The 15,683-nt window shown below is 40.6% G+C and carries 14 protein-coding genes; 7 read left to right on the plus strand and 7 right to left on the minus strand.

What is annotated here, in order from left to right; translation table 11 throughout:
* Positions 1 to 185: 185 nt before the first annotated feature.
* Complete coding sequence (locus tag M1D52_RS11040) at positions 186 to 1,046, plus strand: hypothetical protein (RefSeq protein WP_377608623.1); 861 nt, start codon at positions 186 to 188, stop codon at positions 1,044 to 1,046.
* Positions 1,047 to 1,434: 388 nt separating this feature from the next.
* Here the strand turns inward: M1D52_RS11040 and M1D52_RS11045 are convergent, their stop codons facing one another.
* From M1D52_RS11045 to M1D52_RS11060, 4 genes are read right to left on the minus strand one after another with little or no spacing between them, the layout of a single operon-like run.
* Entirely contained in the window at positions 1,435 to 2,523 is a 1,089-nt protein-coding gene (locus M1D52_RS11045) for a flavin reductase family protein (protein ID WP_130855699.1), read from the minus strand.
* Positions 2,524 to 2,525: 2 nt separating this feature from the next.
* Complete coding sequence (locus M1D52_RS11050) at positions 2,526 to 3,527, minus strand: glutathione synthetase (protein ID WP_013667364.1); 1,002 nt, start codon at positions 3,525 to 3,527, stop codon at positions 2,526 to 2,528.
* A gap of 51 nt (positions 3,528 to 3,578) precedes the next feature.
* A complete protein-coding gene (locus M1D52_RS11055) occupies positions 3,579 to 5,423 on the minus strand; it encodes a flavohemoglobin expression-modulating QEGLA motif protein (RefSeq protein ID WP_437392602.1) in 1,845 nt (614 codons plus the stop codon).
* Positions 5,424 to 5,427: 4 nt separating this feature from the next.
* Positions 5,428 to 6,225: an N-formylglutamate amidohydrolase gene (locus M1D52_RS11060; protein ID WP_377608628.1), complete on the minus strand. Its 798-nt coding sequence runs from the start codon at positions 6,223 to 6,225 to the stop codon at positions 5,428 to 5,430.
* Positions 6,226 to 6,361: 136 nt separating this feature from the next.
* Here M1D52_RS11060 and nagA point away from each other — a divergent pair, with 136 nt between their 5' ends.
* The 4 genes from nagA (at position 6,362) to M1D52_RS11080 (ending at position 11,093) form a co-directional block, all read left to right on the plus strand.
* Complete coding sequence (gene nagA, locus M1D52_RS11065) at positions 6,362 to 7,465, plus strand: N-acetylglucosamine-6-phosphate deacetylase (protein WP_437392603.1); 1,104 nt, start codon at positions 6,362 to 6,364, stop codon at positions 7,463 to 7,465.
* A gap of 82 nt (positions 7,466 to 7,547) precedes the next feature.
* Positions 7,548 to 8,861: a PepSY-associated TM helix domain-containing protein gene (locus M1D52_RS11070; RefSeq protein WP_377608632.1), complete on the plus strand. Its 1,314-nt coding sequence runs from the start codon at positions 7,548 to 7,550 to the stop codon at positions 8,859 to 8,861.
* Positions 8,862 to 9,042: 181 nt separating this feature from the next.
* Complete coding sequence (locus M1D52_RS11075) at positions 9,043 to 10,044, plus strand: acyl-ACP desaturase (protein ID WP_041387628.1); 1,002 nt, start codon at positions 9,043 to 9,045, stop codon at positions 10,042 to 10,044.
* Between the two features lie 164 nt (positions 10,045 to 10,208).
* Positions 10,209 to 11,093 (plus strand): alkaline phosphatase, encoded by an 885-nt coding sequence (locus tag M1D52_RS11080; protein WP_289553342.1) that lies wholly within the window; start codon positions 10,209 to 10,211, stop codon positions 11,091 to 11,093.
* Here the strand turns inward: M1D52_RS11080 and M1D52_RS11085 are convergent.
* Positions 11,090 to 11,899, minus strand: coding sequence for a Rossmann-fold NAD(P)-binding domain-containing protein (locus M1D52_RS11085; protein ID WP_437392604.1), 810 nt, complete (start codon positions 11,897 to 11,899; stop codon positions 11,090 to 11,092). The genes M1D52_RS11080 and M1D52_RS11085 overlap by 4 nt on opposite strands.
* A gap of 87 nt (positions 11,900 to 11,986) precedes the next feature.
* Entirely contained in the window at positions 11,987 to 12,160 is a 174-nt protein-coding gene (locus tag M1D52_RS11090; RefSeq protein WP_013667357.1) for a hypothetical protein, read from the minus strand.
* Positions 12,161 to 12,364: 204 nt separating this feature from the next.
* Here M1D52_RS11090 and M1D52_RS11095 point away from each other — a divergent pair, with 204 nt between their 5' ends.
* Together M1D52_RS11095 and M1D52_RS11100 are read left to right on the plus strand one after the other, a co-directional pair.
* Complete coding sequence (locus tag M1D52_RS11095) at positions 12,365 to 13,336, plus strand: TIGR01212 family radical SAM protein (RefSeq protein ID WP_437392606.1); 972 nt, start codon at positions 12,365 to 12,367, stop codon at positions 13,334 to 13,336.
* Positions 13,337 to 13,441: 105 nt separating this feature from the next.
* Complete coding sequence (locus M1D52_RS11100) at positions 13,442 to 14,866, plus strand: sugar MFS transporter (protein ID WP_130855708.1); 1,425 nt, start codon at positions 13,442 to 13,444, stop codon at positions 14,864 to 14,866.
* Positions 14,867 to 15,114: 248 nt separating this feature from the next.
* Here the strand turns inward: M1D52_RS11100 and M1D52_RS11105 are convergent, their stop codons facing one another.
* On the minus strand, positions 15,115 to 15,567 hold the full coding sequence (locus tag M1D52_RS11105) for a VOC family protein (RefSeq protein WP_437392607.1): 453 nt from the start codon (positions 15,565 to 15,567) through the stop codon (positions 15,115 to 15,117).
* Between the last annotated feature and the right edge of the window lie 116 nt (positions 15,568 to 15,683).

The following is a 15,683-nucleotide window of genomic DNA, read 5'->3' on the forward strand; positions in this document are numbered from 1 at the left end:
GATTAGATTAAACACACATGAAAAACCAGGCAAGTGGCTTCACTTGCCTTTTTTGTAGTCTGCACATTTGCTTCGAAGACACTCGTTTGTGAAATCCCGATTTTCAGCTATTTTGCTACGCTCGCTAAAACCTTACTTTTGTGCAAGTGACAACATCCGTTGTCACATTCTTTTAAGTGCAAATAATGAGAAGTAAATTAACGATCTTGCTGACGCTAACACTGGGAATGGCTTACGGACAAAGCCCCTTTATCGGTAGTTACAATGGATCACAAAGAGAGGCTGCCTTAGAGCTATACATCTTGCCGCAACATCATTTTGTTTTTGCTATGAGCTATGGTGCAATAGATCGAACAATTGTTGGAAAATGGGAGCAGAAAGGCGAAAAGATTTTCTTCCAAGAAACAAAGAGCGCCGATCGTGATGCGTTTATAGTCTATGAAGGAATTGATAAAGAACTTTTAGCGGAAAGTGAATTTGTCTTCAAAAATTTTAGCCAAAATACCGGCACTGCATTTCGGATACTTCCTGAGTTTCATCCCGATAGTATGAAGCTAATACATCTAAGAGATGAAAATACATTTAGTATGACCAATAGGCTAAGTGTTACACCCAAAGCGCATTCTTCGTTCTTCCTGAGCGCCCCCAACAATAGTGTGGAAAATGACGTGTATGAATTTAAGCCGGCAACCACTTCAAATACCCTGTATTTGTATTATAATCACGACACGAATTACGATACCTTTCAAATGGAGGCCTATCTAAAAGGGGATAGTCTTTACATGAACGACGGTGCGGGGGAAAGATTCTTTGCTGTGAAAGGTACGCTAAATTCCGACTATGAAGCTTTGTTATCCGATGCTACAGAAAATCAGCGCATTCCGCTGCAACTTGAGGTAGAAGGACTTAATGGCAAAAGAATAATCCTTCAACGTTTAAGGCCCGTAAAACAGTTTAAGTGTTTACTCCATCTAGATGAAAATTCAGCCTATTTTTCCGATCACGAGAACGGAGCAGCTCCTACATCGCCTCCGATATTACACTAACTTGCTATGCATTTGCAGTTGAGCAGTATACTAACTGCAAAAGCTCAGAAATTATCTGCTTCTGAGATAGAGAATATCGCAACACAATTAATATGCCTTACGTTAACAATCAGTTGAAGTCAATATACCGTGCCAAAAGGCTGGCGAATGTATCGTTGACACTGTCGGCCTTCGCAGCACTGTGGTTTTTTCTCTTATTTGTTGTTGAAAATACAAATTTGTGGGTATATGGTGTATTATTACCTGCACCAATTGCTTTGGTCTCAGCCATTGCATCGTTAATGATTAAAAAAAGCGACAGAGCCTGGTGGGCATTAATTGTGGCTTTAGGTTATAGCGGAATTTTAATTTTTATCGCGTACCTGCTTAACCATATGTGTGTGATTTGCTAAATAGTTAATTCCACAGGGCCGCCAATAGGATAGCCCGTGCAAGTTAGTACGTAACCTTCAGCAAGCGCATGCTCTCCTAAAACCTCGTTATAGCGCATCCACACGTTACCGGTAGAGCAGATTGCGGCGCAGGTACCGCATTGTCCGGTTTCGCAGCTATAGGGTAAGGCTTTGCCATGTTTTTTAGCGGTTTCTAAGATGGATATAGGATATTTAACCTGAATGGTGAAAGTTTCTCCCTTATAATGTATGGTAACAGGATACGCCTTCCTTTCAGGTGGTTCCGGCAGTTGATAGAGCGGAGCGTCCACAATAAAAAGTTCTTTTTTTATGTGGTCGGACCGCACACCTTCAGCACGTAACTTAATATTGATCATGCGCATATAAGCGTTCGGTCCACATAGATAAAAAAGAATATGATCATCCTTATAAAGGTTGTACTTTTGCGCCAGTTGATCCAAAACGCCTTGGCTCAGCCTACCCTCTGTCAACGGAGCTGATTCGCTAAAAAGTAATTCGAGCATAAAACGCTCTTTAAACACGTCTTTCAATCGCAAAATTTCGTTCAAAAATATGGTTGAAAACGCGTTCTTATTACTATAAATTAAAATGACACTGTTTTCTGATCCGTAAAGAATAGATTTAATCTGGGAAAATATAGGCGTAATACCACTGCCGGCAGCTAAAAAACAAAAAAGCAGATGACGGTCATAAGAATCCGGTAGAACAAAAAGGCCGCTGGCACCGATGCTATTAAGTAGATCCCCCTCTTTCGCATGGTCTACCAGCTTTCGAGAGAATTCGCCATTTGGTATTTTTTTTACCGTTATCGTGAGCGGTTCGCTCAAAAGAGGGGATGAGCTGATTGAATAACTTCTCCTTACTTCTTCACCATTGTTGTGCTTAAATAATAATGTCAAAAATTGGCCTGATTTATAAACAAGCGGCTTACTTTCCACTGATTCCAAAACGAAGGACTTCGTGTCAGGCGCTTCTGTTTTAATAGATTTTATGCGTAAAACGATCGAAAGATTGTCCATAACCTTCTTATCCACCCAAGATAGCAAATCCTTTCTGTTGAACAAAACTATTCCTTTCGAATCCTAACTTTATCCTCGATGGCCTTTATGACGGGAGTATAGAAGTCGGCATCATACAATTCACAAGCATGCACTAAACCGCCGGGGCTAAAGACATTTACTTCCATTAGCTTATCGCCCACCACATCCAAACCGGTTAGGAACATGCCGTCCTTTTTAAGCTTGGGCCCTACCAGTTCTACAATTTCTTTAATTCTCTTTGTCATCCTCGCTTTACCTGCGGTACCGCCCTGATGTATGTTACTTCTGATTTCGCCTTTTTTTTGTTGACGATGAATGGCGGCGTAGTGGCCATTTACTACAATTGGGTCACCGTCCAGCAAAAACAAACGGATATCGCCGTTTTTTGCTGCGGGAAGATATTCTTGCGCAACAACAAATCCGTCGCGACAAATGGCATCGACAATTTGATTTAAGTTTTTTACTTCTTGTTTATTGATAAGAAACACGTTCCTCCCTCCGGATCCTTGAAGTGGTTTTAGAATAATTTTATTACCGTTGGCCTTATAAAATGCCTCGATATCCGCTACACTTCTGGTTATAATAGTTTCCGGACGCACTTCCCTTGGAAAATACTGGAAGTACATTTTGTTGGATGCCTGTGACAAGCTAGTGGGGTCATTTAAGACCAAAACGCCTTGCTTTTGCGCTAATTGGCCAAATACTATGCCCGCGTTTTGTGCCCAGGGACGTTTGTCGATATCAGCGGAAGGATCATTTCTTAATAGTAGCACGTCAAGATCAGCTGCTTTTATCTGAATTTTCTCGCTCTCTTTAATGGCTTGTAAGAAGGTGTCAGGCGAACGAAATTGTTTAGAGGGTACCTTCCGCGCAAGTCCACCCATTTGCTCGTCGCTAAAATAAGCAAGATCACCCACGCCCAGATAATAAACTTCGTGCCCCATTTTATGGGCTTGTAAGGCCAATCCTGTTGTTGTGTATACAGCAGTTTCCTTCATTAGTTGGTTCACAATAAATGCGATTTTCATCAGTAATAGTTTTAAGGCATTGATTTTTTAAGATAACAGGAATGATGTTCTTTAGTTTAGCATGGTGAAAATATTTCCCCCTTTTTTAATTGTCTCAATATGCTTTAGATACGGACGACTCAAGTAGCGAGGTTTGATCGGTATTTTTGATAATAAACCTCTAAATGTCAATTCGTTAATAACGGGTATGTAATCCTGGCGAATTTTGCCAATGAGCAAAGGTGCAATGTCATTACCTTGTTTGATATACTCGATTAGATTAAGCAACCCTTTTAAATAGACGGCGTCTTTAGTGAGCCCGCCGCCGCGATATACACGCATCGTAATATGAAAAGCGGCCTCAGGAGTAAAAAGATATTTGTCGGTTAACAGAAAAAAGGTATCAACAAACGAATTCCCTGTTATCATGGAATTGACAGCTACTACGCGAGCTGCAAGAATACGCATGCGTTGATTGGTTAATCCGCCACACAAGTATTCTGAAAAGACGGCCAATCCTTCTTGCAGCTGTTCATAACCCGGCACGCCTATATAGAAGAGTTTGAGTGGTTGCGCTTTGCCGTTATAATATGTGACCACATGTGTTCCAATTTCATGCTGAATGAGGGCAAAGGCCCGTTGCTTCGAAATTTGGTAACTTTTATTGATGTTCAGTATGCCACGTGAGACCATGACTCCATCAACATCGTCGCGTACGCGTACGGCGGTTAAGATGGATGCGTCCTGTTTTTTAAGCCATATTAATTCATTTTCAGCCATTTGTGCGAATTCCCAGGCGTTTAATAAATCTTGATTCTCTTGTTCGTAATTTGGCTCGGCGGCAACAAGGATGGCGCGAGCAACATCCAAAAGATGTTCGTCTATATTGCCGAATATTTGTAAGCTACTGTGCATAAAATCCGGTTTTTCCCGCTCTAACATCATATTCAGCATCCGATCTATCTCTTTTCGTTTATCCCGGAAAAGGAAGGCGATAGTGGGATCAGAAATATCCTCAATAGGTAAGTTGTATATTTTACGCTTGATCAACTCAGGCTCTATCGGCATCGGTCGATAATGAAAAACGGGTGCTTTTAGATACTTATTTTCTGCAAAATTTTTCCATGCATCCATGGTGTTAATAGGCGTCACTAACAGGAGAAAATCAAAAAGATTACTGTATTCTGCCAACTCATTATCAATTTCCCAAACTTTGTCGTCTAACACTGTCGTGCCGAGCATTTCAAAGTGAGTTGCATTATATGAGGTATTTGTGCGAACGAACTCAAATAGGCTTTTGCGTAGCGATTTACCAAAAGCGGCTCGTAATTCGCGCATAAACAAGGGATAGGGCTTGCCGGTTTTAACATCGTTGTAAACAGGTGCTATTTCCACACCGACTAATACAATTTCAGATTGTTTAGCTACATTTTTGTCAATAAGTGGCGAACGTCCCGGGGGAGCAACAGCCGTTTTTTGTTTATCGAGTGACGCCGTGATTTTTTGATTACCTATTCGTAGTGCATTCAGTTCTTCAGTCAATTTTGTCGCCATACTCAACGTCCCTTTTTGGTTGACCTTTATTGTAAAGGCTTTATCGTCCAGTTTGGCTTGATGCCAGATCTCTACGAGCATGAAACCACCGAATTGGTCTGCTAAATATGCAGAGATGAGTTTCAAGAGCTCAGTCAGACCGTTTCCTTCATAGTCGGACGTAATTAAATAGGATGATTCGGTTTTAGCAAGGTTATAAGCAAAGTTGTCTTTGCCCTTTTTAGGAACACGGTATACCAGGAGAAAAGGAACGGGTTTGTCTATCTTGAGTATGCCTTTGTCCGGTAAGGAAAGTCTAATCGGTTCACCTTTTTTCAACTTGTCCTGAATCTGATTCAAAACCTTTTCTTGCTTTTTCTCCATATGATCATTTATCTGTTGAGGCTGTTTGGTATAACTTCTTTAGTTCGGTTTCCAGAGGCAGGATGCTGGCTTGTAAAGCGCGTTGTATGTCCATCAAATGGCTTATGTTGACTCGACCTGTCCACTCGTCCATGAAAGTCTTTTTAAACTCCACGGATAGTACACAGCCAAATTTGCTATATTGAGAGCATATCCAGTTGGAAAATGTGCCACCTTTAAACTTTATGTTCTCTCTAACGTCCGGAAAATGGTCATCAATTGTTGTTTTTGAAAGGGAATCAATAAATGTGTCTATTATCGGCCTCCATTTAGAAATGTTGTTGGCCGTTCCAATATTTATTTCCGGATTTTCGCTGGATATAGCTTCTATATAAGGATCTTTTCTTCTGTGGTTGTAGCTATGAACGTCTAGAACAATGAAATATCCGTAGCTTTGAATAAGATCAAGCAGTACCTTCTTTACCTCTGAATAAAATGTATCGTAAAAAGTTAATATTTCCTCTTCCTGTTCTTGTGTAAGCTTCGTTGCCCATACAGCTAGCCCCCAGGCATCATTAGGTGAGCGGTAGATGGCACGGTCCCTCGGCCTATTCAGGTCCACCATAAAGCGTGAATTGTCAACAACGATTCGATTAACCGGAAAATTTATCATCTCTGCGGTATAGGGGTCTTCTTCGCGCATACGTTCGTGTTCAGATAAAAGCATATTAGACCGGAGCGACGGCGCTATACTATGCCCGTCATGAATGGCTGTGGCAATGATCGGACTTTTAGCTCTGTATATATGAATTTTAGACTCCATAATAATTTAGGGAAATAACAGGTAAAAGAAAGCATTGTTTCACTTTGCTTTCTTATCGTTTAAAACCATTACCTTTAGCCTATTCCTTTAGGAACGATAGGTTGTATAAGATCCATAAAAAGAGAGAAATCATTATATGAAAATATTTGCGAATCGAGTCTATACAGGTGAAACGGTATTGACGGATCAACTGATTACTTGCGAAAAAGGTTTAATTGTAGGAATAAATCGAGGAAATGCCGGCAATGCGGACGAAAGGGTAGCGCATATAGCTCCGGGATTTTTTGATATTCAGGTAAATGGAGGGGCGAGCTACCATTTTACAGCTCATCCGAATGAGCAGTGTTTATCAGATATTGAAGAGGCGTGTTTGACTGATGGGACGGCGTTTGTATTGCCAACCCTTATTACTTCTTCCATCGATAACATCTTAGCAGGCATTGACGCTGTTAGAAAATACATAGAAAAGCATCCACAATCCGCCATTTTGGGAATGCATTTGGAAGGCCCTTTTATTAATCCGATAAAGAGAGGCGCACACCTGTTGAAATATATTAAAAAACCCGAAAGAGCGGTGGTTGAGGAAATAGTGAGATATGGAAAAGGCATTATCTTACAGATGACGATTGCACCGGAAATGTTTGACGACCATCTACTCGCTCTCTTGCAGGATTCTGGAATTGCATTGGCTTTGGGGCATAGTAATGCCTCATTTGAAGAAGCAAGAAACGCTTTTAATCTGGGAATTACCCAGGTGACGCATTTGTTTAACGCAATGTCCCCTTTCCAGCATCGGAACCCCGGACTGGTAGGAGCTGTCTTATCCGATGAACGCATCTATGCTCCCCTTGTGCTCGATGGAAAACATGTTGACTTTTCAGCAGCCACAATCGCTTATAAATTAAAGCGAGATAAACTCTTTTTGATTTCGGATGCCTTATTCCTTGGAAAAAAGAAAGCCCGTTTTCAGTGGGAAGAATTTGATGCAACATTAATTAATGGAGAATATGTAAATAGTGAAGGAAATCTTGCAGGAGCTAATATATCTCTCATGGATGCAGTCCAAAATGCGATTAAAGAGCTGGGTGTATCTGTACAAGAAGCTATTGAAATGGCAAGCCGTCGCCCTGCGGAAGCTATAGGCCTTCATGATCGTATTGGAAAAATAGCGCTCGGTTACCCTGCTCGATTTACGTGTTTTGATGCTGAATTAAAAAATGCCAGGGTTTTAAAAGGCTAAAATTCGGGAAAGCAAGATATTTTATAGATATTATTTTTAATAAATCTAAATAACATTATCTTTGAGCTCTTAATCAATTAAAATGAGCACAAAGGTAAGGAAATCCGCATCACGATCACTTTTTTACAGAATAGCAGCCTGGCTTCATCTTTGGTTAGGGCTTATCACGGGTATTGTGATGATAATTGTATGCCTAACCGGTTGCATTTGGGTTTTCCAGGATGAGATAACGACTTATATCCTTGAACCGGAAACGCGCGTTACTCACCAAGCAGCTCCTGTGCTGACTCCGTCTCAGATTCAACGCATAGCCACAGCAAAGTTTCCGGATAAAAGGGTCTCCTATGCAACTTATCAGCAAGGCCGAGCCATTTATGTAGGGATGGGAGAGGGGCGTCGCGGGGGTACGTCGCTGCGTTTGAACCCTTATACCGGTAAAATTATCAGCGTAAGTGAAAGAAAAGAGGGGGAAGTTGATTTCTTTCGATTTATATTAAACGGTCACCGCTTTTTGTGGTTACCTTATGAAATTGGTCGCCCAATTGTGAATTACAGTACATTGGTATTCGTTATTACTCTTATAACGGGGATGGTACTTTGGTGGCCGGCGAAATGGACAAAGAGCGCACGAGCGAAGAGCTTTTTTATTAAATGGAAAGGTTCGTTTAAACGGGTTAACTATGATTTACACAATGTACTGGGCTTTTATTCATTGTTAATTGTTTTCGCAATCGCTTGTACCGGCATGGTGTACGGTATACAATGGTTTAGCAAAGGCTTGTATTGGACAACTTCAGGAGGAAATTCGTTACCCGATTTTGCGCGTCTTGAGTCGGACTCTCTTCAGATGGGGAAACATTTTACAGGAAAAAATGCAATGGATATTGTATGGAGCAAAGTGATTAGTGAACATTCGCGAGCGGAAGGATTTTATTATAGCTTTCCGGATTCAACAAAACCTAAATCTACCATTAATGTGACTATTTATCCGAGTGCAGGGCAGTACTATAACCATATTGCCTATAGCTTTGACCAGCACACATTAAAACAGCTTCCCCGGCATGAGGTATACGGAGCAAACTTCGCTACGTCCTCGTTTGGCGTAAAACTTCGCAAAATGAATTATGATATCCATGTCGGCTCTATTTTGGGATTGACAGGAAAAGTCATTGCCTTCTTTGCATCCCTGATCGGCGCTAGTCTGCCAATTACAGGCTTTATCATTTGGTGGGGAAAGCGAAAAAAGAAAACCAAGAAGCGAATACCGCGTGAAATACAGAGGTCTATTTCAAGCATCGAACTAAGTGAGAAGCTTATGCCCGAACGGGGTCAAAAGCGACCTATTCCCAGACCTTATAAGCCGGCGTTGAATATCAATAAAGGATCTAAATACTGAGGTACGTTATTGATTAGCGGGAAAATAAATTTTCGTCACTGCACAACTTTTACTAAAAAATTAATGGAGTTTTTAAAACACTGATACTAAAGCATTTGTTGCTAGGAAAGCAATGAAGAAAAAAATGGGTATAAATCGCTAATCGTTATTTTATATCCATATGTGTATATTTGTTTTCTATATGGAAAATACCATGCAACCGATACACGAGGGATCGAGAAAAGAAGTAATGACCTATCTTGAGCCGTTTATGCTCAACGAAATGAGTGAATATTTGAAGCCCGTTGAGGAAATGTGGCAGCCGGCTGATTTTTTACCCGACGCATCGCGAGATACTTTTTTTCAAGAAGTTAAGGATCTACAAGATAGCGCAAAGGAACTACCTTATGATTTAGTTGCCGTTTTAATTGGTGATACAGTTACAGAGGAGGCTTTGCCAACCTACGAATCATGGTTGACTATGGTGGAAGATGTTGAAAAACACGAGCAGGGTGGGTGGATGAAATGGGTTCGGGCATGGACAGCAGAGGAAAACAGGCATGGGGATCTCCTGAACAAATATATATACTTATCCGGAAGAGTCGACATGAAACAATTCGAGATTTCGGTTCAATATCTGTTACAGGATGGCTTTGATATTGGTACCGGTCGGGATCCTTATAGAAACTTTATTTATACCTCGTTTCAGGAGCTGGCCACCAACGTCTCGCATCGAAGAGTGGCCGGTTTAGCGAAACAAGCAGGCGATAAACTACTGGCAAAGATGTGTGGTGTTATTGCTTCGGACGAGGCGCGCCATGCAAAAGCTTATATGTCATTTATTTCCAAAGCAGCTGAGGTTGATGCCAGTGAAGTATTGGTTGCATTTGAAGATATGATGAAAAAGAAAATTGTGATGCCGGCGCATTTCCTAAGAGAGGCGGGGGAGCCACAAGGAGAACTTTTTTCGCATTTTTCCGATGCAGCACAGCGTTTGGGAGTCTACACAGCGATTGATTATGTTGATATTTTAAAAGACCTGTTGAACGAGTGGAAAGTAGATACGATGACCAATTTGAATGAAGCCGGCGAAAAAGCTCGGGATTACCTTATGCGTTTACCCGATCGATTGCTTCGTATTGCCGAACGGATGAAAAATCCGGTGAAACAATACAATTTTAAGTGGATTCATGGCGATAGGTAAATGAAGAGTAAAATATGGGATGGGGATCTAAGAAGTGATACTTTTAGATCCCCTTTTATTTGTTGAAATTGGGCAATCGATTGCGTTTATTTTTGGTATTTATAAACTTTGTTTGTTAATATTAAAACATTAGTTTAGTCGTTCGAATTATATCAAATATTCAGATGAAGAAACTAATCATTTTAACGCATCTATTGTTCTCTGTATTTGCGCTGAATGCGCAAGTGAAACAAGCCAAACATATTATTCTTATCGGATGTGATGGATTTGGAGCATATGCCCTACCGGAAGCAGATATGCCGAATCTTAAAAAGCTCATGGAAACAGGAGCTTGGACATTAAAAGCCAGGTCAGTATTGCCTTCTTCGAGCGCGGTCAATTGGGCTTCTATGTTAATGGGAGCAGGGCCAACATTACATGGCTATACGGAGTGGGGAAGCAAAACACCGGAAATCCCTTCAATTTATACCACACGCTATAAACTATTCCCAAGTATTTTCAGCATCATTCGAGATCAACGGCCTAATGAATATACCGCTGCTGTATATAGCTGGCCGGGAATTGGTTATTTGATTGAAAAGGCTGCCATAAGCAGGGCGTTTCCTGCGAACGACGACGAAGAACTTTGTTTGAAAGAAGCCGTAAAGACAATTACGGAAAACAAGCCCCTATTTACCTTTATTCATTTTGACGAACCGGATCACACGGGACATAATATAGGCCATCGCACACCGGCTTATTACAAAGCGCTTCATAAGGTAGATGAGCGAATAGGAGCTATTGTAACGGCGGTACAGAAAGCTGGTATTGCTGATGAAACGATTATAATAGTTTCTGCAGACCACGGCGGTAAAGATAAGGGACATGGTGGAAAATCATTGGATGAGGTTCAAATACCTTGGATCATTCATGGTGTAGGCGTTAAAAAAGGACACGAGTTATCTAGTCCCATCATAACCTACGACACGGCCTCAACCATAGCCTGGATACTTGGACTGGAGGAGCCTGCTGTTTGGCGTGGGAAAGCCGTCAAGGAAGCATTTGACTAGTAGTCCAACGGGTTTTCGTATATAAATTGGTAGTTTAAATCAGAGATTAATTTTGCGGGAGAAATGACCTTTTTATCAAATGAAACGTTTTCGAACGAACTCGGAGGTGCGAAGCCATATTTCTCCGCCATTTGTAGTGTGATTTCTTTTTTACTTGGATGGAGTGGTGAGACTGCATTAAAGAGTTGGCCTTCGATACGTTGATGATACAAGCATAAAATGATTGCCATGATATCATCTAGGTGGATATAATTTGCAAATTGGTTGCCAACTTCGCATACTTTAGCGCTGAAGTGTTTGCCGGGAATGCGGTTATCGCCAAATATACCGCCTAGGCGCAAAATATTCAGCTTATTAACCCGCATCGCGAGCGTCTGCTCTGTTTGGAACAATTTGGGATCGAGTGATGAATTTGGAATATTTGTCTCATTGATGAGATAAGGTGCACTCGGATAAATACCAACAGAGCTTAAATAAATGATCGATTTTGCTTGGATCTTTTGAAGAAACTTAGCCAGGCGCTCAAATTTCATTAGACAGGTCTGCTGATGCTCACGTTTTTTAGCGGGCACACTTACGAATACAAGATCATAATGTAGACTACTAATAACAGCTACTGTTTCTGAATCAGTTTCGAAATTAAAATCTAGCAGTAGGGGGGAAATACCTTCAGCCTCCAACGCATTTATTTTGTGCTCAGAGGTTGTGGTGGCGGTTACTTCAAAATTTAATGTCAGTAGCTTTTGGGCAAACCGAAATCCAACCCATCCACAACCGATGATGAGCGCTTTCTTTCTTCGGAACATATAACGTATTTGAAACTTTATTAATACCTTGTCGGTAAAAGTAAAAATAAAGGTTCAAAGTAATAATCTTATCGAATCATATCGTTGTCAGTTCTTGTTTTTCTCATTATCCGTTCGGGCGCCTGAATCGGCCGAGCGGGCGCCTGCGTTTGGCAAGCCTTGATGACGTTTTAATACTTTTTGATCTTTGAAAGACTTGTCAGCTGTTGTCGTTCCTACAAATGGGGTCTTTTGCGTGGCTGATTTTTGTCCTGACTTCATGTTAAGCTCCTTTCTTTTGACGTTTAACCTGATTTGTTTTTAAGTAACAGGCAGCCGGTATAATTGTTTATTACAAAGTGAAATATCCGAGAAAGGCCGCCCCGTATTATGAAAAGTTTAGATTGTTGACATTTCCTTTCCAGGATTGAGGTCTGGTAGAAAAACGATTTATTTACACATGAAATAACTACCTTTGCGTTTATTATGGGAACTCTATTAGATTCGGGAATAAAGCCTTACAATCATTATGGCGCATATCTTAAAAAGAAATATGATGATAAGCGCGTTTTTAAAATTATCGTCGACGGTAATTTTACTTGCCCCAACCGTGATGGGAGTAAAGGATTTGGTGGTTGTTCTTATTGCAATGTTGATTCCTTTACCCCGGAAAGCGCCCGAAAGATGCCGACAATTCGCGAGCAGGTAGAACAAGGGATTGAACGAGCCATCAAGGGTTACGGCGCTGAGAAATTTGTCATTTATTTTCAGCCGAATACAAATACCTACGCCCCTGTTCATTATTTGAAAGCCATGTATGATGAAGCTTTGAGTATTGCACCGGAAAATGTAGTAGGATTATCGGTAGGTACGCGGCCGGATTGCATAGATTTTGAGAAGGTTGCATTATTGGAAAGTTATACCGATAGGTTTGATGTGGATTTAGAGATGGGCATGGAATCGATCTATAATGATACATTAAACCGAATCAATCGGGGATGTTCGCATGAAGAGCTCGAAGTGGCACTCAATCTGGTACAAAATAGCCCACTTGATATTTGCGTTCACACCATCTTTGGTTTTCCCTGGGAATCAAAAGAGATGATGCTAAAGTATGCTGACGAAATTAACCGGTTTCCGCAAATCAAATTTGTGAAATTACATCACCTGCACATTGTGGAAGGATCCATTATGGGTGTTCAGTATAAACGCAAACCCTTTCCACTCTTTAGCTTGAAATCTTACACCGATTTTCTCTGTGAATTTATTCCGCTATTGCGTCCTGATATTATTATACAGCGCCTTTTTGGGCTGGCTGATCAAGAGCTGCTTATTGCGCCTAATTGGGGGCTTGGTAAATCAAGTATCCAGACCTACATCGACAAACAGCTGGAAAAAAGGGAGGCGGTACAGGGATCTCGATTCATACCTGTTCAAAACACTGCTAATACGTTTTAAATCGATTTATTCGCATTAATTCAATTGTTTTTAAAATCCAAAAATGTATATTCGTAGCATACTTTCAATGCGTATTGGAAAAAAACTATATTAAACGTACTATTCATGAGTAATATCCAAACCCCTTCCTCCGGCCAGCGCTATGTGGTGCCACTGATTACATTAACGATATTATTTTTTATGTGGGGATTTATAACCTGCATGAATGATATCTTAATACCCTATTTAAAGCAGTTGTTTAGCTTGAGTTTTTTTGAATCCATGCTGGTGCAATTCTGTTTTTTTGGTGCTTATTTTATTGGCTCATTGATTTATTTTGTCGTTTCTTCCAAGTGGGGTGATCCGGTGAACAAAATCGGTTATAAAAAATCTATTATCGCCGGCATTATCTTGTCTGCGGTAGGCTGTGTATTGTTTTGGCCCGCAGCTACTACCTCGTTATATGGATTGTTTTTAACGGCGCTCTTTGTATTGGGTTTGGGTTTTACTATATTACAGATTACCGCGAATGCGTATGTTTCTTTGTTAGGCCCCGAAGATGGTGCTTCTAGCAGACTCAATATGACACAGGCTTTTAATGCGCTGGGGACTACCATTGCCCCTGTATTAGGAGGACATCTTATATTTGAGTTTTTTGCAGATGGTGACTCCATTAGTCCGCAAGCTACTCGTATTCCTTACCTTATTTTCGCTATAATTTTATTATTGGTAGCCGTCTTTATCTCGACCGTTAAGCTGCCTTCTTTTGAGTCAAGTGATGAAGAAAAAGATGTTAAAGGATTAGGTGCATTAAAATTTACACATTTGCGTTTAGGCGTCCTCGGAATTTTTTGTTATGTAGGTGCGGAGGTAGCCATCGGCAGTTTTATCATCAGTTTCCTTGAGCAAGAGCAGATTATGGGCTTTACCGAATCTATAAGTAAAAACTATCTTTCACTTTATTGGGGAGGGGCGATGATTGGCCGATTCTTAGGCGCTATCTATCTTAACCACAATATCGATTTCGGCAAGAAACTTATTTATATGGTAGGAATGGCAACGCTTGTATTTCTGTTAATTTTTAGTTTAGTCGATCTGACCTTTTCGCAAGTAAGCTTCTTCCTCGTATTCATAGTGTTGAATTTGCTTGGTTTTTTAATTGGAAAGGCAGCGCCGGCACGTACTTTAGCTATATTCGCCGGCATTAATGTTTTGTTGCTGATTTCCAGTATTGTAAATACAGGCGCTTATGCGATGTATTCGATTTTAGGAATTGGTATATTCAATTCGATCATGTTCTCTAATATATATACCTTATCAATCGCGGGCCTTGGTAAATATACAAGCCAAGGGTCTTCGCTATTGGTTATGGCTATTTTAGGTGGTGCCATTGTTCCTGTAATTCAAGGCGCATTAGCAGACCAATTAGGTGTTCAACTTTCATTGATTTTACCGGTCGTTTGTTATGTTTACATTTTTGGTTTCGGTATCTACTGTTCAAAAAAGCTTAAGCATGTTGAGCAAACAGGGCCTGTGGCTGGTGGGCATTAACCGATTGAATCGTCTAATAAAGTCGTTGAGTAGGGGAGTAGTTGAGTAGTGAATTAGTAGCAGCAGCGGCACAGGCCTAGTTGAATGGTCATGATCTTAATGTCTGACCATTTAACTACTTAACGTATTACCGACTTTATGATGACGTCCTTATGGCAAGAAGAAACGACGAGTAGTCTTTAACTTCTCAACAACCTGACTATTTAACTACTTAACGTATTACCGACTTAACTTACTAACAAATCGGTTTATTGTTCATCGTTAATTTCTATCCAATGCCCGTCCGGATCCTGAAAATATATCTGATGGATACCATCTACCCTCGTTGTAACTTTGCCTTTGTTTCCGGGCCAGTCGAAATAACTGATTTGATGACTTTCCAGGTTGTGAATAAATTTGTCTATATCATTTGTACTAAAACATAGGTGATCATTCTTTTCTCGTTCCACGCCTCCTTTAGCACCTTGAATAAGATGTAAACTTCCGGCTTGGCCTAAGGTAAACCAAGTATGTAGGCCATCATGGAAGGGTTCAGGAATCTCGGTAAGTTGCAAGACATTTTTATAGAAAGCAGTACTCTTTTGTAGGTTCTCTACGTATACCGCGATATGATTCAACCTTAGCGTGTTCTTTTCTTGGGCTTGCAATATACTTGCCCCAAAAAACAAAAAGCTTGTCAATAGAATTCCAGTAATTTTCATGTTAATTTTCTAAATGCAAGGCCAAAAATTCGTTAGTAAATAGCCTTCAATGTATAGCGAGTCGGACCCCGCTCACTCATCGAAGGTAATTAGCATAAATTCATTTTATTGCCTTG

It is taken from the genome of Olivibacter sp. SA151 (assembly GCF_054130995.1).